The sequence below is a fragment of the Pseudomonas sp. AC252 genome (genome assembly GCF_979258105.1).
The window spans coordinates 3,468,792-3,489,457 of sequence record NZ_OZ409837.1 but is presented as its reverse complement, the minus strand read 5'-3'; the positions used below and the strand labels follow the sequence as shown (position 1 = coordinate 3,489,457).

Below are 20,666 nucleotides of genomic sequence, written 5' to 3'. Positions count from 1 at the left end.
TCACTGAGGCTTTTAACTTGCAGCTTGTAGCTTGCCGCTTGCAGCTGCTGTTATTCGTTATCCCGCCCTTTGCGCCGATATGGGAAGACGTCAATCACCTTCCCCGCCCGAATCGCCGCCTGCAAGCCCTTCCAGTAATCGGCGTTATACAACTCGCCGTGCAACTGATCGAACAACTTGCGCTGTCCGGCATCGGCAAACAGGAACGGCGGAAACTCTTCGGGGAACACGTCCAGCGGTCCGATCGAGTACCACGGCTCAGAGGCCATTTCATCCTCCGGCGTGCGCGGTTGCGGGATGTGGCGGAAGTTGGCTTCGGTCAGGAAGCAGATTTCGTCGTAGTCGTAAAACACCACGCGCCCGTGGCGGGTGACGCCGAAGTTTTTCAGCAGCATGTCGCCGGGAAAGATATTTGCCGCCGCCAATTGCTTGATCGCCAGACCGTAATCTTCCAGCGCTTCGCGCACTTGCGCGTCGTTGGCGTTTTCCAGATACAGGTTGAGTGGGGTCATCCGCCGCTCGGTCCAGCAGTGGCGGATCAGCACGGTTTCGCCTTCGACCGAAACCGTGGATGGCGCGACCTCTAGCAGTTCCTCCAGACACGCCGGATCGAATTTGCTCAGCGGAAAACGAAAATCGGCAAATTCCTGGGTATCGGCCATACGTCCGACCCGATCAACGCTTTTCACCAGACGATACTTTTCGATCACCGTGGCGCGATCGACGTTCTTCGACGGTGAGAAACGGTCCTTGATGATTTTGAATACGGTGTTGAAACCCGGCAGGGTGAACACGCTCATGACCATGCCGCGCACGCCCGGGGCCATGATGAACTGATCGTCAGTGTTGGCCAGGTGATTGATCAGCGCGCGGTAGAACTCCGACTTGCCGTGCTTGTAGAAGCCGATCGAGGTGTACAGCTCGGCGATGTGCTTGCCCGGCAGAATGCGTCGCAGAAAACCGATGAACTCCGCCGGCACCGGTACATCGACCATGAAATACGAACGGGTGAAAGAGAAGATGATCGACACATCGGCTTCGTCGGTGATCAACGCATCGATCTGAATGCCCCTTCCTTCGCGGTGCAACAGCGGAATCACCAACGGCCATTGCTCATCGCGGGTGTAAATGCGTCCGACCAGATACGCGCCTTTGTTGCGATAGAGCACCGAAGAAAACAGCTCGACGCTTAGCTCCGGGTCCTTGCACACCCAGTCCGGCAGGTTCTCGCGCAATTGCGCTTCGAGCCGCAGCAGGTCGCCAGGCAAATCGGCGTAATCTTCGCTGAAGCGGTAGTCGGCGAAGATACTGGCGAGCATGGCGGACAACTGGCCCTGCGGCTTATAGGTGCGGGTTTGCGCAGCGCGGGCCCGGCGCAGGCTCGGGCGCGTGGTGTGGATGAACATGCAGCCGTCGCTGATCAGGTCGTGGCTGAACAGCCCGCAGAAAATCGAGTTGTACCAGGTTTCGGACAGCTCATCGTCGAAGCGCAGGTCGATCACACTGATGTAGGCGCTTTTCACCAGCGGCCAGCAGCTGACGTTCATCAGGGTTTCTTCGTCGAAATACTCGCGCAGGCGAGCGACGGTTTCGCCAACTTTTTCCTCATACAGACTGATCCGCGCCGCCGAGGCGGCCTGCGCCTCCTGCCACCGCGCCTGTTCGAAGCGCTCCCGCGCGCCATCGGTGATGCGGCGGAAATGCTCGCGGTAATCGTCGAAGCCGGCGAGGATCATCCGGGCGATCTCGGTGGCTGGCCATTGCTGCGACATAAATGAAACCTCGGCGGGAAATCGATTCGTTTGAGCTTAGTCACGGAAGCGCTCGCAGGAAAAGCGCAATTTCTGCCAAAACCGATACGGGGTTGACCGTTGACGGGGTTTCTCGTGCCGATGCATCGGCAAGCAGAATTAAAAGCCCGAATAGCGGTTGCCATGATCCGGACGCTCGGCAACACTCTCGTCCCGATCAAGGAAGGAGCCCGCCGTGAGCCCTGTCGATATTTTCCGCATGTTGTCGCTGGCCGCTATCTGGGGCGCGAGTTTTCTGTTCATGCGCATCATTGCCCCGGTGATCGGCACGGTCCCGACCGGGTTCTTTCGCGTGTCGATCGCGGCCGCCGGGCTGCTGGTGATACTCGGGCTGATGCGCATCAGCTGGGATTTCAAGGGCAAGCTGAAGACCGTGATGCTGCTGGGCGTAATCAACTCGGGGATTCCGGCGACGCTGTATTCGGTTGCCGCCCAGGTATTGCCTGCCGGCTATTCGGCGATCTTCAACGCCACGACGCCGCTGATGGGCGTGTTGATTGGCGGTTTGTTCTTCAGCGAAAAGCTCACGGCGGCCAAGCTCAGCGGCGTGTTCCTCGGTCTGTTCGGCGTCGGTGTGCTGACGCGTGCCGGTCCCGTAGCCTTCGATCTGCAACTGCTGATGGGCGCGGTCGCCTGCCTGCTGGCGACCACTTGCTACGGCTTTGCCGGATTCCTCGCACGGCGCTGGCTGGATCAGGCCGGTGGCCTGGACAGCCGTTTGTCGGCATTGGGCAGCATGCTCGGGGCGACGTTGTTTTTGCTGCCGTTGTTCGCCTACAGCACCATCACTGCGCCGCCGGTCAGCTGGGGCGGCTGGCAGGTCTGGCTGTCGCTGCTCGGCCTGGGCCTGGGTTGCACGGCGTTTGCCTACATCATCTATTTCCGCCTGCTCAGCTCGATCGGCCCGGTGAAATCGATGACCGTGACCTTCATGATCCCGCCGTTCGGCGTGCTGTGGGGGGCGTTGTTGCTGGATGAGCCGTTGTCGATGGCGCACATCTATGGCGGGGTGTTGATTGCGATTGCGCTGTGGCTGGTTTTGAAACCTGCCAAGACACTCGCCATGAAACGTAAGGAAGCTGCTTAATGAAGGCCGACAGCGATTTCTTCAGTTACCGCCGGTTGTCCGCAGCACCAAGCAACAAAATCTTCATCTTCAAATCTTTGGGACCAGAAGAAAATGACACTGCCGAACATATCCATGAGCACATCGTCATCAGTGTCAACATCGAACGGCGCAAGTCGGGAGAGCCTGATGTTGTTCCGGTTTCAGTCACTTTAAAATCCAAACAGCACCTCATCAGATTGCTCAAGGACATTCAGGGCGAGTGCAAAAATGGAGTCGTCCCGATAATCCATCTCGAGACTCATGGAAGTGAACTCGGCCTAGGGATCATCTTGGAAAGCAGCAAACATGAATTGATCACTTGGGTGGACCTGATCGATCTGTTTCGCGGGATCAATGTCGCATGTCAGGGCTACCTGACGATAGTTCTCGCGGCCTGCCATTCCTTCCGGATCGAAAATCTGATCCTCAAACAACAGCGTAAATCGCCCTTTTTTGCACTCATAGGTTACGAAGAAAAAATTTGCTCCAAGGACATTATTCTTGATCTCGCCACGCTTTACGATTTGCTTCTACTGAAGAACACACTGCCTTATGATGAAAATGCTTCGTTCGAAAGTTTCACACTTTATACCGAGTACGACCTCGCGTTATCGCTGATCAGTATCTTGCTCATCAATCGGACTGACCCCGCTTCGGTCGTGAAAAAAATTCCAACGTTTGAGAAATTTCTGGAAGGCCCTCCCCTTGCTCCAGATCAGTCGGAGGACCAACTCCGAGAGCTGTACGAGAAGGTCCTCAAGAGTGAAAAGGTTCTACTGAGCCTAGCTGAGCTCATGCAGAACCAAAACAATGTGGTAATGCTCAAGCAGGACATCCATAGACACTTTCAAACTCACTTCAAAGATTGAAGACTCGCTCAGCTCAACCACGTCGTCAGTCGAGTCTGGACATCCTCGAACTCAAAATAATTGCAATGGTTGATGAGCCCCCCATTCGGTATGAAAGTATCCGCCGGCGGATAGATCGATCGATGACAACCCTCGGTGGGTACAACCAGATCATTGGTGGCAGCAAAGAATCCCTGAATGGCTTGGTTATTGAAGCGACCTAGCATATTTTTACTCGAAAGATCAGGTTGATACGCGGCCCCAATGGTGTACCAGGCAGTTGAAGCACCGACTGTATTGCATTCACGGAGCCATTGCGACCCAGGATCCATCGCCGCCAGCCCTGGCAATCCTCCCGCCAGGCTGCTGCCAAGTATTTTTACAAGACACAGCAAGCCCTCCATCAGCACTGTTACCGAGCTGTCAGGCAATACATTCAACAACGAAGTGTGCGTATTCAGGAACGTCGTCCAGTGCTGAACATCAGCCAGTGGAGTACCGTCATTCGGCGTTCCCACAAGGCAAACCCTAGCGATTTTCGGTGCAGCGTCACCTCGACTGACCAGCTCCCGTGCGACAAGACCACCCCGGCTGTGGCTGACAATATCGAAAATCGTGTCCGCCTTGATGTGCTCAGGCAGTTGCGCGAGCAACCAATCAACGTTCTCTTGAGGACTGGCAGATAAAGACGGATGCGCAAATGCCAGAACACGACCGCCATATCGTTCTGCCAGAGCATGAAAAGAAGAGCTACCCAGCCACCCGGCGAAACCAACTTGCGGGGTACTGAATGTGCCATGGATCAGCAACAAGGCGGGGCCGGAAGTGATGACACTCCAATCAGGTTCGCTCAAGGTACCATCGGCTTTTACCTGAAAAATTCCGTACGGACGCTTACTATCCTCCCACTTAGCGACCATCGTCCGAGCAGCATTACCAATAGCAGGGGCAACCGCCCAAGAAACAACGCTAACCAGACTGCGCATGGTTCTTGTCACAACCCCCGGTTGCCAGAACTGCTTGTTGCCTCGCTCATAGGCAAAGAAAATGTGACTTGCTGCGCCGACAATGTCTTAGGAAACATCCAGACCGACTGATCAAACTCATCTGTGCAGAGGATCGCATAGCTGTTTCCGGCCGCTACCGGAACTATCAACTCAGGCTCAGTCCCTCCCACACCTCGACTACCTGATTGCTGACCGATGGCTGGGTTCAACTCTATCTCCAGATGGGCCAACACCTTGATCTCCGCTTCTGGTGCGACGGATACAAGAGGAATTTTTCTGAATCCCGATCGATTTGTTGCCTTGGAGTCAACTACCGCCACGGAGCCTTTGCATCCAGGCGCCATTACACTGAAGAAAGTACCACCAAGCCTCACTGGGAAAGGGGCTCCCGTAATCAACGTGCTCATTATTCTGACTCATCATTCACAATTGGAGATTTTGTAAGACGTAACAGCGGATGGCCGTAGAACATGTAGGCAAAGGGTGTAATGCCACAACTATCCTGTGCCGTTGCACGTATATCCCGAAAAATTTCTCCGACGGTTTTCTGTGGATCACCGAACGAGTTCCGATAAAAAGTCTCGGCGACTTTCAATGCACTCTCGTCCTTCACTTCCCACAATGGTGCGATGAAAGCCTGAGTTCCGGCCTCCGCCACTGCACCAGGAAAACCGCTGAGAAAACCCAGCTTTTGACCTGCGCCCCCCACTTGGCAAGCATTAAGGAAAACCGCTGCAAAACGTGGGATGTTGTTTTCAGCGAACCCGGCGAATCGATAGGGAGTCAGCTGTTCATTGTCTTCAAGCTTCAATATGTAGGAGTCATTGCTGTCATCAGCATATCCATGCAGCGCGACATGCACCAGATGCCCGGATTGATGAGGTTTTGCGTCAAGCCATGCTTCAACATCAGGTAACCGTGCGTCAATGCTCCTGGCGTTGTAATCCCGGCACAACATCTCGCGCTCTTTAAGCGCGTGCGCAAGTGGACTCATGCTTCCCTCATAACCACTCGCCAATGCACTGATAACCTCAACTGAAACGCTGGACGCAGGAGCAGGGCAATTGCGTGCGCTCCACCAGCGTCCCATGATCACCAGTTCTCCCAGGAACGCACCTGACTCTCGACCTGAATCCTCTGGATTCAAATACGCCAATTCCCAAGGCACATATGGCACGTCGGTGACCAAAAGAATACTGGGTGACCTGCCATCTGAAAGCGCATGTCGCAAGGCTTCAATTATTTCATCGGGAATAAGATTCACGATTTGTCTGCCCACGCCGCGTAACTCGTCGTAGATACCGGAATAACTATGGGTTGCGAACCGACTTTGAATGAGCGCCAGACTTGCCGCAAACATTTCAGGATGCTCGAGACTCTGAGGTGCTGGAGCAATGGATTTATTTCCAGCCGACGATGGAATATGGGCTCGCCAGGATATGTATCCCGGTTTTTCCTTTTGAACCCAGAGATGTATGTCAGGCGCAGCAATACCAGTAGGATCACTCAATGGAAACACTTGAGGATCGGGAACACTCGTAACCGCTGGATCTAACTCCGATGTCTCATTGGTTTCCGCATTCAGAGCGATAATCTTCACGATGCAGCCTACAAGCTTACCGCGGAACAAATAACTGGCACGCAGAACGAGTTCTTCCGTCCCCGTAAGTGGCACAAGCCTGAAGACATGCTCTGCCGCGAGCTCGAGAGCGAGATCAAACACCGACGAGTCTTCGACTGATGCACCTTCGGCACTGAAAAATACCGTTATCTTTTCGCCCGGGTTTGCATCAGTAATTTTTATCCGCTTCTGCTCATCTGCATGCGCATCCGGACTCTTTGAAAACCCAACGGCAAAACGCAATGGCAGACCGTAAACCGCATTATCTAACGGCGTGATGCGGGGGTGGGCTACAAAGGGTGAAGGCGTCTGCGGTTGTGGAACAACTCGCCGAAAATCTGAGGGACAAACCTCTAGATCTTGATGTATTTCTAGCCGTGGCAATTCTCGATATACAACCTCGGGAGAGTCACGATACACGGACCTGCCGATCGACATTGAGGAACCGGAATTTTCGAGTGGTGCCTCATAGATGCCGCTGATATTGCCGTCCCTGACAATTACGCGTGGCCCTGCAGAAAATTTTCGAGTAGCAGAATAAAAGTCCGTCACTGGCACCAGATCCGGGCTACCAAACCAGTGATTGACAAATTTCAGCAGGCTCCAGTCCAGTGAAGGCATGGTCCAGGCCATTGTTTTGCTTCTGGTCTTCCCCGTCTCCAGGAATTGAATGAAATCAGGCAGCATGGCCGGCTTGCTTTTCAGCAGCCGCTCCCATTTGCGCTTGATGATCAGATCCAACTTCGGCGTTTTGAGTAACAGTCGAATCAAACGCTCGCGAATCAACAATTTGACCTTTCTGCCATGCACGAGTCGACTGGCAAGAACTACAAAATCGTTTATCGGATCAGCGAATGCTGCCAATAGCGCCTCTGGAGAGTTGTCAGGACTCAGCCAGACAACACCCTTTTTCAAATACTCATCTTCGAAAAACATTTGTTCCCTTGTCCATCAACTGAAAAAAGACGTCCATTTCAAATGGAAACTGACTTCACCCATCACCAGGCGCGTGTTCAAGCCTTAACGACGACACTACAACAAACATCAATTTGCCACCATCTTATCTGACGGAGAATGCGTGTCTTGAATAATCAGAAATTAGATCTGATCCATCGAAGAGCCGAAGCAACAATGGCTTCGGCTACCAGCGGCTACGTCGACTTACGGAACGCAAATGCCAGACCGACAATGATCAGCAGCATCCCCAGTACACTCAACGCCGCCAGCCGATTACCAAAAATCAGGTAATCCATCACCGCCGTAACCGCCGGCACCAGATAGAACAGGCTGGTGACATTCACCAGATTGCCTCGCGCGATCAGGCGATACAGCAACAGCGTTGCCAGCACCGACACCACTAAACCCATCCACAAAATCGGCACGATGAAGCCAACGCCGTGCTCGAAGTGGAATGGCTGAAACGGTACGAAAACCGCGCACAGCAGCAATCCGGCCAGATACTGCACCGGCAGCGTGCCGAGGGGATTGTCGGTGATGCGTTTCTGCATGATCGAGCCGAGTGTCATGCTCGCCAGCGCCAGAAGTCCGAACAACATTCCCGCCCAAGACATCCCGGCAAGACCGATGCCCTGATAAACCACCATGATCAGCCCCGCCAACCCCAGCGCCAGTCCGAACATCCGGCTCGCCGACCGTTGCCGCTCCATCAGCACCACCGTGAGGATCGGCTGCACGCCCATGATCGTCGCCATCACCCCCGGGGTGACTTTGCTGTTCAGGGCCAGCAGATAAAAAATCTGATAGGCCCCAAGCAATACCAGCCCCGTGGCGATCGCAAACAGCATCGGTTTGCCGCCCTTGGGCCACCTCAATTTCAGCAGCGGCGCCAGCAGCAACAGCCCGCACAGCGCGATTGCGAAGCGAATCAGTAGAAAGGCAAAGGGCGAAGCATGGGCCAGGCCCCATTTGGAGAAAATCGCCCCGCTGCTCCACAGCAGAACGAACAGGCTCGTGGACGTCGCCGCGAGCGCGGATTGTTTCGAAAGGACAAACATGAATACCACCTGTAGTCAGGCAAGAAGCCAACTCAGCCGAAGCTGAAATTCAGTAGCTTTTTCTGGCGGGCGCAGGGGTCAGCAGAAACTGCCGATCAGCCCCGAACACCAACGCCCGGCGGCGATACGACTGCGCACACCGGCGTGCTACTGACAGGTGGAGGGTAATGACTGATCTGCACAGGCTGCTGATTCCCGCACGGCACGACGCCAGCGTTGACCGCTGAATCGACTACCCCGTTGATGAGGGATGCAGGCATGGATACAGATCTACATTGAAGAGATGAAAGCGCGAGCCAGGCGGCTCGGGCGAGCTGACTATAACCAGCTCGCGACACAGATTGCAATGACTTGGGCAAAGGGCCGGTAGCGACAGTCTGGCGTCGGGTGATTAGGGTAAATGGCGGTGGCAATGGATTGTCAGGAGACATGGAATGCAAGAGATCATATGCCAAGGGAACGGACGTATTTGCGGTATCAGGTTTATCGGTCGGAGGCGAGGAAGCGGGCCGCTTCGCAGATTGGCGGCTTACAGGGCCAACTCAAGGCGGCCGACGCTTCGATTATGGATTTATCTCTGATTCGGTTCGAACCGATAAACAGGCATGCGCTGAATGCTTTTGAAACATGGGAAGAACCCTGCTTTTTCTGGCAAGAAGTCATCGCGTGGAAATCACGTGAACCACGCGCATTGGACATCTCTATCTGGTTCGACGGGCAGCTCTGCGGCCTGTGTTTTGCGAACCCGAACAATAGTCGACGAAGATTACGAGTTGTGAGATTGGAAGGACGCCCTGGCGGAACACATCCTTTGAAAAATCGGATAGGACTACTAGCGATGATGGTAATTGAGCAATACGCGCATTTCGTTGGCTGCGATGTTATCGAAATACAAGAGCCGCTGGACGGGGCGATACCCGTTTATCAGAAGCTGGGGTTCAGCTTCGACATCGAAGGCCGCCTTGTCAAAACCTTGGAGAATCCAGTACTGTGAAAGCCAATCAATTACTGATCAAACCGGGAGGCGACATGAAAAAAGCGAAACAGAGACCTCCCGAAGCATTGGTCAGATCGCTGAAAACCAGAAGATTGGCTGATCATGAATTGACCGCTAATCAACGGCGTCTCTTACAACTGCTGATCACCGGCATCGAAGATGAGCCCTCAGTGCTTGCCGCTGGCCGATTGTGAAAACCGCTCCTACGGAGCGGTTTTTTTAATTCTGGCCAAACGTTAACCGAACAACCAATACCCCAGCAATGTCAGCACCAGCACCGCCAGCACCGGGCGCATTACCCTGTAGGCCTTCGGATGGCGGCGTTTCCACTGTTTGACCACGCCGCTGAAACGGTCGCTGAAGTTCTTGCTCCAGGCATAGGCCTGGTTGATCCCGCCGACGCGCTCATCATCAAGGTTCTGCGGCGCGGTGGCGCGCCCCAGCCAGCCGCTGATGAAGCGGTTGATCCGGGTCATCAAGCGGTTGCTCAGCGGGCGTTCGATGTCACAGAACAGAATGACGCGAGTCTGATCGGTTTCATTCTTGACCCAGTGCACGTAAGTCTCGTCGAACATCACGTCATCGCCGTCGCGCCAGGCGTAAACCTGACCGTCGACGAAGATCCGGCAATCGTCAGAGTTGGGTGTCGACAGACCGAGGTGATAACGCAGGGAGCCGGCGAACGGGTCGCGGTGCGGGTTGAGGTGGCTGCCGCCCGGCAGCAGCGCGAACATTGCGCCCTTGACGTTCGGTATGGCGCTGACCAGTGCCACGGTTTTCGGGCACAGGGCTTCGGCTGATGGCAGCGGTTTGTCGTACCACTTCAGATAGAAGCGCTTCCAGCCCTTCTTGAAGAACGAGCCAAAACCGGCGTCGTTGTTCTTTTCGGCGGCGCGAATATAGCCCTCGTCAAACAGATGCATGGCTTCGTCGCGGATGGTTTCCCAGTTATCGCGCAGCACATCCAGTTCCGGAAACTTGCTGCGATCCAGATACGGTCTGGACGGCACTGCGGAGAACAGGTACATCAAAGCGTTGTACGGGGCGAACAGCGCCGAGTGGTTGACGAACTGGCGCAATACCGGCAAACGCGCCTTGCCGCGCAAATGCACATAGAGCGTGCTGCCCAGGAACAGCAACAGCACAAACGCCTTGGCGGCAAAAGAAACGGTCATCAACGACTCCTTGGATAAAGACAACGCTGCGCAATGCCCTTTTCCCGGCATGGCAGCCGGCCATGATAAACACTACCGGCTCCGGGAAAAACCCGCCTGACGCAAGATTCAATGTTAAGCATTGCGCAACAACGCCTTTATTAACATGCAGCGCCTGAACCTCGGCTGACCTGAATCAACAGGATTACTGCTGGTTCTCCTGCTCGGTGAACAAGTCACTGAACAACATGCTCGACAGATAACGCTCACCCGAATCCGGCAGCACCACGACGATGGTTTTGCCTTGCATCTCTGGTTTCTCCGCCAGACGCACCGCCACCGCCATGGCGGCGCCGCAGGAGATGCCGCACAAAATTCCTTCTTCTTGCATCAGGCGCAAAGCCATGGCCTTGGACTCTTCGTCCGTCACCTGCTCGACGCGATCGACCATCGACAGATCAAGGTTTTTCGGCACAAAACCGGCACCGATACCCTGAATCTTGTGCGGGCTGGGCTTGATCTCGTCACCGGCCAACGCTTGCGTGATGACGGGCGAAGACGCCGGCTCGACGGCAACCGACAGAATCGGTTTGCCGGCGGTGTTCTTGATATACCGCGACACGCCGGTGATGGTTCCGCCGGTGCCGACCCCAGCCACCAGCACATCCACGGCGCCGTCGGTGTCGTTCCAGATTTCCGGACCGGTGGTCTTTTCGTGAATCGCCGGGTTGGCCGGGTTATCGAATTGCGCTGGCATGAAATATTTCTCGGCATCGCTGACGACGATTTCCGCGGCTTTCTCGATGGCGCCCTTCATGCCCTTGGCCGGCTCGGTCAATACCAGCTCCGCACCCAGGGCTTTGAGGACCTTGCGGCGCTCGATGCTCATCGACGCTGGCATGGTCAGCATCAGTTTGTAGCCGCGCGCGGCAGCGACGAAGGCCAGGCCAATACCGGTGTTACCCGAAGTCGGCTCGACAATGGTCATGCCCGGCTTGAGTTTGCCGCTGCTTTCGGCGTCCCAGATCATGTTGGCGCCGATCCGGCATTTGACCGAATAACCGGGGTTGCGCCCCTCGATCTTGGCCAGGATGGTGACCCCGCGCGGCGCGATGCGGTTGATCTGGACCAGCGGCGTATTACCGATGGAATGGGCGTTGTCAGCGTAGATACGGCTCATGGCTGGGTCCTTATGCAGCGTTGAATTCAGCCTTCCAAGGTAAGCCTGTTACCGATCCCAGTCCAGTCGGGGGCGAACGTCTGGGAACGCGCGCAGTCAATCGCTTTGCACCGTCAAGCAACCTCATCAAGGAACACTGTTCAAGGAACACTCTCATGAAGCGTCGTTACAGCTGGCCGCTCTGGACCCTGGCGGGTGTCGTGGTGCTGCTGGTCGCCCTGCATTTCGCCCTGCCCTATCTGGTACGCGACTACCTCAATGACAAGCTCGCGGACATGGGCGATTACCGTGGCCAGATCACCGATGTTGATCTCGCGCTGTGGCGCGGCGCGTACAAAATCAACGGCCTGAAAATCGTCAAAGTCGACGGCAAGGTCCCGGTGCCGTTTGTCGATGCGCCATTGATCGACCTGTCGGTGAGCTGGCACTCACTGTGGTACGACCATGCCGTGGTCGCGCAGGTGCAATTCCTCCATCCGGAAATCAACTTTGTCGACGGCGGCCCAAACAAACAGAACTCGCAGACCGGTCAGGGCACCGACTGGCGTGAGCAATTGGGCAAGCTGCTGCCGATCACCCTCGATGAGGTGCAGATCAACGACGGTCGCATCACTTTCCGCAACTTCAATTCCAAGCCGCCGGTGAACATGAATGCCAGCAACGTCAACGCCAGCATTTATAACCTGACCAACGTGGTGGACAAGGAAGGCAAGCGCGACGCCCGTTTCGAGGGCAAGGCGCTGCTACTCGGCCACGCTCCACTGGAAACCACCGCCACCTTCGATCCACTGAGCAACTTCGAAGACTTCGAATTCCGCCTGCGCGCCCGCGATATCGAGCTCAAACGCATGAACGACTTTGCCTCGGCCTACGGCAAATTCGACTTCAATGCTGGCCACGGCGATGTGGTCATCGAAGCCAAGGCAGAGAAAGCCCGACTCACCGGCTACATCAAACCCCTGCTGCGCGACGTCGATGTATTCAACTGGCAGCAAGACGTCGAAAACAAGAACAAAGGCCTGTTCCGCTCAATCTGGGAAGCACTGGTCGGCGGCACCGAGACCGTGCTGAAGAACCAGAACAAAAACCAGTTCGCCACCCGCGTCGAACTCAGCGGCAACGTTCACCAGCAGAACGTCAACGCCTTTGAAGCGTTTTTGCAGATTTTGCGCAATGGCTTCATCCAGGCATTCAATGCGCGGTACGAACGGCCGAAGCCGGATGAGGGTTAAGTTTTGCGGTTGACAAAATATTCGGCCATCCGCCGAGACTGAGTCAACATGTGACGCCCCATTCAGAGACTGAATAAGCCGTCTGCGTTCACAGTCGACCGGCGTGCGCGTTATAGTCGGGCATCCGATTTTTCGCCCCCGCCCTGCCCGTCAGGTCGGCGTTACCGTTCGAGGATTTGCAGATGAAGTTCGAAGGCACCCAGGCTTACGTCGCCACCGATGACCTGAAGCTGGCGGTCAACGCCGCCATCACCCTGGAGCGGCCGCTGCTGGTCAAGGGTGAGCCGGGCACCGGCAAGACCATGCTCGCCGAGCAACTGGCCGAGTCGTTCGGTGCCAAGCTGATCACCTGGCACATCAAATCCACCACCAAGGCCCATCAGGGTCTGTACGAATACGACGCGGTCAGCCGTTTGCGCGACTCGCAGCTGGGCAATGAAAAAGTCCACGACGTGCGCAACTACCTGAAGAAAGGCAAGCTCTGGGAAGCCTTCGAGGCCGAGGAGCGGGTGATTCTGCTGATCGACGAAATCGACAAGGCCGACATCGAGTTCCCCAACGACCTGTTGCAAGAACTCGACAAGATGGAGTTCTACGTTTACGAAATCGACGAGACCGTCAAGGCCAAGAAACGCCCGATCATCATCATTACCTCCAACAACGAAAAGGAGCTGCCGGACGCCTTTCTGCGCCGTTGTTTCTTTCACTACATCGCCTTCCCTGATCGCACTACCCTGCAGAAAATCGTCGACGTGCATTACCCGGATATCAAGAAAGATCTGGTCAGCGAAGCGCTCGACGTGTTCTTCGACGTGCGCAAGGTACCGGGCCTGAAGAAAAAGCCTTCGACGTCCGAGCTGGTCGACTGGCTGAAACTGCTGATGGCCGACAATATCGGCGAAGCGGTGCTGCGCGAGCGCGATCCGACCAAAGCTATTCCGCCACTGGCTGGCGCACTGGTGAAAAACGAACAGGACGTGCAACTGCTTGAGCGCCTGGCGTTCATGAGCCGGCGCGGCACCCGCTAAGAGGCTGCTGCCATGTTGCTCAACCTGTTCAACGAAATGCGTGCAGCCAAGGTGCCAGTGTCGGTGCGCGAGCTGCTGGACCTGATCAACGCGCTGAAACAGCGCGTGACCTTCGCCGACATGGACGAGTTCTATTACTTGTCGCGGGCGATTCTGGTGAAGGACGAACGCCATTTCGACAAGTTCGACCGCGCGTTCGGCGCCTACTTCAATGGCCTGGAAAAGCTCGACGACCACTTGCAGGCGCTGATTCCCGAAGACTGGCTGCGTAAGGAATTCGAGCGCTCGCTGAGCGACGAAGAACGCGCGCAGATCCAGTCCCTTGGCGGGCTGGACAAACTCATCGAGGAATTCAAGAAGCGTCTGGAAGAACAGAAAGAACGCCACGCCGGCGGCAACAAGTGGATTGGCACCGGCGGCACCAGCCCGTTCGGCTCCGGCGGTTTCAACCCTGAAGGCATCCGGGTTGGCGACGCCGGCAAGCGTCAAGGCAAAGCGGTCAAGGTCTGGGATCAGCGCGAGTACAAGAACCTCGACGATTCGGTGGAACTGGGCACCCGCAACATCAAGGTCGCTCTGCGTCGTTTGCGCAAGTTCGCCCGCCAAGGTGCCGCAGAAGAACTCGACATTGACGGCACCATCGACCACACCGCCAAGGACGCCGGCCTGCTGAATATCCAGATGCGCCCGGAACGGCGCAACACGGTGAAGCTGTTGCTGTTGTTCGACATCGGCGGATCCATGGATGCGCACGTGAAGATCTGCGAGGAATTGTTCTCGGCCTGTAAGACGGAGTTCAAGCATCTGGAGTATTTCTACTTCCACAACTTCATTTATGAATCTGTGTGGAAGAACAACATGCGCCGCACTTCCGAGCGCACCTCGACCCAGGATCTGCTGCACAAGTATGGCGCCGACTACAAAGTGATCTTCATCGGCGACGCCGCCATGGCCCCGTACGAAATCACCCAGGCCGGCGGCAGCGTCGAGCACTGGAACGAAGAGCCCGGTTACGTGTGGATGCAGCGCTTCATGGAAAAATACAAGAAACTCATCTGGATCAACCCGTATCCGAAAGATACCTGGGGCTATACCTCGTCGACCAACATCGTGCGCGATCTGATCGAGGATCAGATGTATCCGCTGACGTTGCGCGGGCTTGAGGAAGGAATGCGGTTTCTTTCCAAATAATCGTTAACCCGACGAACGCCTTCGCGAGCAGGCTCGCTCCCACCTTGGAATGCTTTTACCTGTGGGAGCGAGCCTGCTCGCGAAGCTTTTAGCGATCTTTAAAGCGCTGCAAATACTCGACATGCTCGCGGTGCGCAACGTCCTGCACCACTGGTCTCAATCTCACCTTCGCTCCCGGCAGGCACTGCGCCAATCGCGCCAGTGCCAGCGGAGTCAACGCACCCAGGCGCGGATAGCCGCCAATGGTCTGCCGATCATTGAGCAACACAATCGGCTGCCCGTCCGGCGGTACCTGCACAGCGCCCAAGGGAATGCCCTCGGAAATCATCGGCGCGCCCTGATATTGCAACGCCGCGCCGAGCAGGCGGATGCCCATGCGGTCAGCGCGACTGTCGATGGTCCAGGTGCTGTTGAACACATCGAACAGGCTCTGCCCGCTGAACTGGCCGATCTGTGCGCCGAGCACCAAATCCAAAGGCGCGTGCATTTTGAAATCCGGCCGCAGCGCCGAAGGCATTTCCCGTACTGCCAACGCTTCGCCGCTGTAACCGAGCACCTCCCCTTTGGCGAGCGGTAGACCCATGCCATCAAGCCCGCCAAGTTCTTCACGCACCACCGTGGCACTGCTGCCCAGTACCTTCGGCGCAGTGAACCCACCGGGAGCGGCCAGATAAGCCCGGGCGCCGAGCAAGGGCTGGGTAAACCGCAATGTCTGCCCTTTGGTCAAACGGAAACTGCGCCACGGCGCCAGCGGCTGTCCATCGATCTGCGCGCCGAGATCGGCGCCAGCCAATGCGAGCAAGCAATCCTCTTCAGCCACCACGGCGAACCCGCCCAAGGTGATTTCCACCACCGCCGCCTCCAGCTCATTACCCAGCAACCAATTGGCCCAGCTCATCGAACACCAGTCCGCCGCGCCACCCTGGGTCACGCCCAGATGTCGCACGCCAAACCGCCCGACATCCTGCAACAGGCACAGCGGCGTGCTGGCTTCGATCATCAATCGACTCATGCCAACGCCTCCAGTGGTGTGTCGTCGCCGCCCAGACGGATGAACTCGGCATGCTCGACCGCTTCGAAGCGCACCGTGTCGCCAGGCTGCATCAGGCTGTAACCGTCGCGATGGCGATCGAAGAGTTTTGCCGGAGTGCGGCCGATCAGGTTCCAGCCACCGGGCGAGACCACCGGATATGCCGCCGTCTGCCGCTCGGCGATACCGACGCTGCCGGCGGCGACTTTCTTGCGCGGTGTGTTGAGCCGTGGCGCGGCGAGCATTTCCTCGACCAGCCCCATGAAGGCAAAACCCGGCGCAAAGCCAAGGGCAAACACCTGATATTCCCGTGCGCTGTGGCGACGTATCACCTCCTCCACCGCGAGGCCGCTACGTTCGGCCAACAGACTCAGTTCCGGGCCGACACTCAAGTCGTACCAGACCGGCAAGACGTGACACTGCCCGGCACGGCGCGCATTTGGCGACAGATCGACCAGCGCTTCGGCGATCAATTCACGCGCCTGCGCCGGATTCAACAGGGTCAGATCGTAATGCACCATCAACGTCGTATAGGACGGCACCAGATCGATCAACTGTGCACCAAACGCCGTGCGCAAACGCTCGCTGGCGGCAAGCATCCACGGCATGTTGGCTTCAGCGATGTCATCGAACAGACGCAGCATCAGGCAATCGAGCGCCACCACTTCAATCCGTGGATTCATGACGCACTCGACGGCTGCAAGGCCTGACGAATGCGCTGCACGGCGGCCACCGAACTGGCGTTGTCGCCGTGGACGCACAACGTGTTGGCGCGCAGGACAAAGGCGCTGCCATCGCTGGCGGTGAGCTCACCGCCAGCGGCGATGGTCAGTGCTTGCCCGATGATCTTTTCGGCCTCGTGATGCACCGCGCCCGGCAATTGCCGCGAGACCAGTCGACCCGCGCTGTCGTAGGCGCGATCAGCAAAAGCTTCGAACCACAACGTTACCCCGTATTCATCACCGATTTGCTGCGCGGCAGCGTTGTCACGAGTGGCCATCAACATCAGTGGCAGGTTGCGGTCATACGCGGCCACGGCCTGTACCACAGCGCGCAACTGCGCCGGGTTGGCCATCATGTCGTTGTACATCGCGCCGTGGGGTTTGACGTAGCTGACCCGCCCGCCCTGCGCCTTGCAGATGCCATCGAGGGCACCGATCTGGTAATGCAGGATGTCTTGCAGCTCCTGCGCGGAACAGGCCATGGAGCGCCGGCCGAATCCGACCAGATCCTGATAGGCCGGATGCGCGCCGATCTGCACGCCGTGCTCGAGGGCCAGCGCCACGGTTTTGCGCATGATGCTCGGGTCGCCGGCATGGAAACCACAGGCAACGTTGGCGCAATCGATGAAGGGCATGACCTCGGCGTCCAGACCCATGGTCCAGCTGCCGAAGCTCTCGCCAATGTCGCAATTCAATAGCAGGCGGCTCACGGTGAACACTCCTGTAGCTGCTGGTCTTTTTATCTGTAGGAACCTTCTGCGCAGGGTATCAGTTACTGCGCGTCGAGTTGTTTGCCACGGGTTTCCGGCAGGCTCAGCGCCGCCAGAATCACCACGCCGTAAGAAACCGCCGCGAACGCGCCGATGCCCATGCTCAGCGGGACTTTCTGGCTGAGCAGGCCGATCAACAGCGGGAACAACGCCGCCAGCGCGCGGCCGATGTTGTAGCAGAAACCCTGGCCCGAGCCGCGAATCCGCGTAGGGAACAGTTCGGTGAGAAACGCACCCATGCCGCTGAAAATCCCCGAGGCGAAAAAGCCAAGCGGAAAGCCCAGCCACAGCATCACGCCATTGCTGACCGGCATCTGCGTGTAGAGCAGAACGATGGTGAACGAGCCGACCGCGAACAAAATGAAATTCTTTTTCCGCCCGAGCAGGTCGGTCAGATAAGCGCTGATCACGTAACCGACGTAGGAACCGACGATCACCATCGCCAGATAACCACCGGTGCCGAGCACGCTGAGTCCGCGTTCATTCTTGAGGAAGGTTGGCAGCCAGGAAGTGATTGCGTAGTAACCGCCCAGCGCACCGGTGGTCAGCAAGGAAGCACGAAACGTGGTGAAGAGCATGCCAGGGGCGAAGATCTCGTAGAACTTCGCCGGGTTTTCCGGGGTTTGCGCAGCTTTGGCTTGGCGATAGATTTCCGGATCTTTCACCAGACGGCGAACAAAGATCACGAATATCGCTGGCACGATGCCGAGGATGAATAGCGCCCGCCAAGCGTCTTCCGGCGGCAACAGCGAAAACAGCAGCGCATACAGAATCGCCGTCAGGCCCCAGCCCAGCGCCCAGCCGGATTGCACCATGCCCACCGCTTTGCCGCGATCCCCGGCGCGGATCACTTCACCGATCAACACCGCGCCGGCGGTCCATTCGCCGCCGAAACCGAAGCCCATCAGGGTGCGGGCGATCAGCAGCTGTTCGTAGTTTTGCGCGAAGCCGCAGAGGAAGGTGAAGAAGGCGAACCACAGCACCGTCAGTTGCAGGGTGCGCACGCGGCCGATGCGGTCGGAGAGAATTCCGGCGACCCAACCACCAATCGCCGAAGCGATCAGGGTGCTGGTGTGAATCAGCCCCGCTTCGCCCGTGGTGATGCCCCACATCGCGATCAGCGTCGGCACGACGAAGCTGAGCATCTGCGTGTCCATGCCGTCCAGACCGTAGCCGATCTTGCAGCTCCAGAACGTGCGGCGCTCCTGCTGGTTGATGTTGCGATACCAGTCGAACGGCCCGGGGCGCGCCGCAGACTTGGATAAAGGAAGGGTGTCGGGAGCACTCATGGCAAATCTCCGCAGGGCTTTTATTGGTCTTGTTCGAAGCTCCGACGACGCCTATCGTGGGAACCGGATGCGCCGATTTTTCGTCGCCCTGCCCTGCGCCGTCCAACGAATAAAAACCCGCCTTAGGCATAAGAAAAATTTGTCACCCGAGCCTTGCCCATGAATCTGAAGTTTCTCGAGACCTTTGTCTGGGTCGCGCGCCTGAAGAGTTTTCGCCTGACCGCCGACAAGCTGTTCACCACCCAAGCGTCGATTTCCAGCCGCATTGCGGTGCTCGAAGGCGAACTGGGCGTGAAGCTGTTTCTGCGCGATTCACGCGGCGTCAGCCTGACCCCGGAAGGCCTGAAAGTGCTTGAGTATGCCGAGCAGATGCTCGACACCATGGCGGCGCTGAAACAATCGATCGAGACCCGTTCGAGCAAGGTCGGGCGGGTGCGTATTGGCGTGATGGACACGGTGATCCATACCTGGCTGAGCCCTCTGGTGGCGCAGATGACCGATCTGTATCCGCACGTGGAAATCGAATTGGTCGCCGATACTGCGCTGAACCTCTGCGATCAGCTGCAAAAAGGCTTTCTCGATCTGGTACTGCAAACCGATCTGGTCCGGCATGAAAGCGTGCGCAGCCTGGAACTGGCCAGCCATCCGCTGGGCTGGATCGTCGCCAGCAATTCGATCTACAACCGCGACTACGCCGACCTCGCCGAACTGGCGCAGGAGCGGATCATCACCTACTCGAAAAACTCACGGCCGCATCAGGATATCGTCGCTTTGATGCAGGCCAACGGCGTGTTGGCACCACGGTTGAATTGCGTAAATTCGGTGTCGGCGATCACCCGCTTGTTGCGTGACGGCTTTGGCATCGGCGCCCTGCCACCGGTGCTGGTGGCCGAGGAGCTGGCGCGCGGCGAATTGACTTTGCTCGACATCGAGCAGCGACCGGCGAATCTGCCGGTGGTGGTGTCGTGGCGGGTCGGGGTTGAATGGGTCGAGGAGATTGTGACGTTGTGTCAGCAGGTGCTTGCAGAGTACGCGCAGAAAGTCGGTAAAAATTACATTTCCCTTACGTCATGATCGTTCCCACGCTCTGCGTGGGAACGATCAAACCTTACAAACCGCGTACGTCGCGATCTTCGATCGGCCGGCTCTGACGTAGACGCCGGCCGCCGAGCACTACCCAGTCGATCAGGCGGAACAGGCATTCGATGCCGAACGACAGCAGCAACGCGCCGCTCATGCCCCAGATCATCGCCTCGGGCGTCAGCAGGATCTGGTAGCTGTAGCCGTTCCAGGTTTCCTTGCGAATATCCGGATCAGCCGCCAGCACCACTTGCAGGAAACGCACGTACCACGGCCCTTGCATCGCCTGGAATTGTTTATCCAGCGCGACCTGGCGGGTGAGCAAGGTGTTCAGGCTGTCGGCATCGCTGCGGAAGATCGGGTCTTCGCTGGCACGGTAATGCGCGACCAGCGCCTGCATGTCGCCTTTGAAAAACTGATCGGCCGTGCCTTGGAAACCACGTAGACCGGTCTGCGCTTCGATCAGGTGCGCTTCGACACGCTGGGCGTAATCGTTGATGAATCCCGGCACCTGGACACCGATCAACAGGCCCGCCGCAAACAACACCAGCCGTAGATAACTGAGCAACATGGGTGCAAATCC

20 protein-coding genes are annotated in these 20,666 nt (G+C 57.1%); 8 read left to right on the top strand and 12 right to left on the bottom strand.

Annotated features, from left to right (window positions below):
* Positions 1-50 precede the first annotated feature (50 nt).
* Positions 51-1,772: a bifunctional isocitrate dehydrogenase kinase/phosphatase gene (gene aceK / locus ACZZZ4_RS15920; protein WP_463548206.1), complete on the bottom strand. Its 1,722-nt coding sequence runs from the start codon at positions 1,770-1,772 to the stop codon at positions 51-53.
* A gap of 214 nt (positions 1,773-1,986) precedes the next feature.
* On the opposite strand from aceK, the gene ACZZZ4_RS15915 reads away from it, so the two are divergent.
* Both ACZZZ4_RS15915 and ACZZZ4_RS15910 read left to right on the top strand, forming a co-directional pair.
* The gene (locus ACZZZ4_RS15915; protein WP_463548205.1) at positions 1,987-2,898 is read left to right on the top strand and encodes a DMT family transporter; all 912 of its coding nucleotides are present in this window, start codon (positions 1,987-1,989) and stop codon (positions 2,896-2,898) included.
* Entirely contained in the window at positions 2,898-3,788 is an 891-nt protein-coding gene (locus tag ACZZZ4_RS15910; protein ID WP_463548204.1) for a hypothetical protein, read from the top strand. Before ACZZZ4_RS15915 ends, ACZZZ4_RS15910 begins: the two co-directional genes overlap by 1 nt.
* A gap of 8 nt (positions 3,789-3,796) precedes the next feature.
* Here the strand turns inward: ACZZZ4_RS15910 and ACZZZ4_RS15905 are convergent, their stop codons facing one another.
* The 4 genes from ACZZZ4_RS15905 to ACZZZ4_RS15890 form a co-directional block, all read right to left on the bottom strand.
* Positions 3,797-4,753 (bottom strand): esterase/lipase family protein, encoded by a 957-nt coding sequence (locus tag ACZZZ4_RS15905; protein WP_463548203.1) that lies wholly within the window; start codon positions 4,751-4,753, stop codon positions 3,797-3,799.
* Between the two features lie 8 nt (positions 4,754-4,761).
* Positions 4,762-5,181, bottom strand: coding sequence for a hypothetical protein (locus tag ACZZZ4_RS15900; protein ID WP_463548202.1), 420 nt, complete (start codon positions 5,179-5,181; stop codon positions 4,762-4,764).
* On the bottom strand, positions 5,181-7,331 hold the full coding sequence (locus ACZZZ4_RS15895) for a CHAT domain-containing protein (protein ID WP_463548201.1): 2,151 nt from the start codon (positions 7,329-7,331) through the stop codon (positions 5,181-5,183). The genes ACZZZ4_RS15900 and ACZZZ4_RS15895 overlap by 1 nt, the downstream gene beginning before the upstream one ends.
* 215 nt (positions 7,332-7,546) lie before the next feature.
* Positions 7,547-8,410, bottom strand: a complete 864-nt coding sequence (locus tag ACZZZ4_RS15890; protein WP_463548200.1) for a DMT family transporter — start codon at positions 8,408-8,410, stop codon at positions 7,547-7,549.
* Between the two features lie 400 nt (positions 8,411-8,810).
* On the opposite strand from ACZZZ4_RS15890, the gene ACZZZ4_RS15885 reads away from it, so the two are divergent.
* Together ACZZZ4_RS15885 and ACZZZ4_RS15880 are read left to right on the top strand one after the other, a co-directional pair.
* Positions 8,811-9,404 carry a hypothetical protein gene (locus tag ACZZZ4_RS15885; protein WP_463548199.1) on the top strand — a complete coding sequence of 198 codons (594 nt, stop codon included), beginning with the start codon at positions 8,811-8,813 and terminating at the stop codon, positions 9,402-9,404.
* A complete protein-coding gene (locus ACZZZ4_RS15880) occupies positions 9,401-9,601 on the top strand; it encodes a hypothetical protein (RefSeq protein WP_129998968.1) in 201 nt (66 codons plus the stop codon). Before ACZZZ4_RS15885 ends, ACZZZ4_RS15880 begins: the two co-directional genes overlap by 4 nt.
* Positions 9,602-9,643: 42 nt before the next feature.
* On the opposite strand, the gene ACZZZ4_RS15875 is transcribed toward ACZZZ4_RS15880, so the two are convergent.
* Positions 9,644-10,582, bottom strand: a complete 939-nt coding sequence (locus tag ACZZZ4_RS15875) for an aspartyl/asparaginyl beta-hydroxylase domain-containing protein (protein WP_039760974.1) — start codon at positions 10,580-10,582, stop codon at positions 9,644-9,646.
* A gap of 184 nt (positions 10,583-10,766) precedes the next feature.
* Positions 10,767-11,741 (bottom strand): cysteine synthase A, encoded by a 975-nt coding sequence (gene cysK, locus ACZZZ4_RS15870; RefSeq protein ID WP_463548198.1) that lies wholly within the window; start codon positions 11,739-11,741, stop codon positions 10,767-10,769.
* A gap of 155 nt (positions 11,742-11,896) precedes the next feature.
* Here cysK and ACZZZ4_RS15865 point away from each other — a divergent pair, with 155 nt between their 5' ends.
* The 3 genes from ACZZZ4_RS15865 to ACZZZ4_RS15855 all read left to right on the top strand — a co-directional run bounded on the left by ACZZZ4_RS15865 (position 11,897) and on the right by ACZZZ4_RS15855 (position 15,192).
* The gene (locus ACZZZ4_RS15865; protein WP_129998966.1) at positions 11,897-12,973 is read left to right on the top strand and encodes a DUF748 domain-containing protein; all 1,077 of its coding nucleotides are present in this window, start codon (positions 11,897-11,899) and stop codon (positions 12,971-12,973) included.
* 182 nt (positions 12,974-13,155) lie between these two features.
* Entirely contained in the window at positions 13,156-14,001 is an 846-nt protein-coding gene (locus ACZZZ4_RS15860; protein WP_129998965.1) for an AAA family ATPase, read from the top strand.
* 12 nt (positions 14,002-14,013) lie between these two features.
* Positions 14,014-15,192: a vWA domain-containing protein gene (locus ACZZZ4_RS15855; protein ID WP_016771218.1), complete on the top strand. Its 1,179-nt coding sequence runs from the start codon at positions 14,014-14,016 to the stop codon at positions 15,190-15,192.
* A gap of 88 nt (positions 15,193-15,280) precedes the next feature.
* Here ACZZZ4_RS15855 and ACZZZ4_RS15850 read toward each other — a convergent pair whose 3' ends face one another.
* The 4 genes from ACZZZ4_RS15850 to ACZZZ4_RS15835 form a co-directional block, all read right to left on the bottom strand.
* The gene (locus ACZZZ4_RS15850) at positions 15,281-16,204 is read right to left on the bottom strand and encodes a 5-oxoprolinase subunit C family protein (RefSeq protein ID WP_463548197.1); all 924 of its coding nucleotides are present in this window, start codon (positions 16,202-16,204) and stop codon (positions 15,281-15,283) included.
* Entirely contained in the window at positions 16,201-16,905 is a 705-nt protein-coding gene (gene pxpB, locus ACZZZ4_RS15845) for a 5-oxoprolinase subunit PxpB (RefSeq protein WP_310407544.1), read from the bottom strand. The genes ACZZZ4_RS15850 and pxpB overlap by 4 nt, the downstream gene beginning before the upstream one ends.
* A complete protein-coding gene (locus tag ACZZZ4_RS15840; RefSeq protein ID WP_463548196.1) occupies positions 16,902-17,654 on the bottom strand; it encodes a 5-oxoprolinase subunit PxpA in 753 nt (250 codons plus the stop codon). Before ACZZZ4_RS15840 ends, pxpB begins: the two co-directional genes overlap by 4 nt.
* Positions 17,655-17,716: 62 nt before the next feature.
* Positions 17,717-19,003, bottom strand: a complete 1,287-nt coding sequence (locus tag ACZZZ4_RS15835) for an MFS transporter (RefSeq protein ID WP_463548195.1) — start codon at positions 19,001-19,003, stop codon at positions 17,717-17,719.
* A 159-nt stretch (positions 19,004-19,162) separates the two neighbouring features.
* Between ACZZZ4_RS15835 and ACZZZ4_RS15830 the strand changes: the two genes are divergently transcribed.
* Complete coding sequence (locus tag ACZZZ4_RS15830; protein ID WP_463548194.1) at positions 19,163-20,077, top strand: LysR family transcriptional regulator; 915 nt, start codon at positions 19,163-19,165, stop codon at positions 20,075-20,077.
* 34 nt (positions 20,078-20,111) lie between these two features.
* On the opposite strand, the gene ACZZZ4_RS15825 is transcribed toward ACZZZ4_RS15830, so the two are convergent.
* Positions 20,112-20,654 carry a DUF2937 family protein gene (locus ACZZZ4_RS15825; protein ID WP_016771223.1) on the bottom strand — a complete coding sequence of 181 codons (543 nt, stop codon included), beginning with the start codon at positions 20,652-20,654 and terminating at the stop codon, positions 20,112-20,114.
* Between the last annotated feature and the right edge of the window lie 12 nt (positions 20,655-20,666).